This window comes from Ulvibacter sp. 2210JD10-4 (assembly GCF_058148525.1).
The window spans coordinates 1-250 of record NZ_JBYVJZ010000065.1; the positions used below are offsets into that span (position 1 = coordinate 1).

At 35.2% G+C, this 250-nt stretch carries 1 protein-coding gene; it reads right to left on the reverse strand.

What is annotated here, in order from left to right:
* A partial coding sequence (locus ACY2RT_RS15485; protein ID WP_490156817.1) for a reverse transcriptase family protein occupies nucleotides 1–250 on the reverse strand: 250 nt, incomplete at both ends.

Sequence of the window (250 nt, forward strand, 5' to 3'; positions counted from 1 at the left end):
GTTGCACTTCCCAAGGTTACCAAACAAACGTGCATCACGTAGAGCAATAAAAACAGCACGTAAATGTTCCAAATGTTCTTCCAAAGATCTGCTATAAATCAATATGTCATCAAAGTAAACTACCACAAATCGTCCAATGAAAGCACGTAAAACTTCGTTCATTAATCTCATGAAAGTACTAGGTGCATTAGTTAACCCAAAAGGCATGACTAACCACTCATATAATCCAAACTTAGTTTTAAATGTTGTT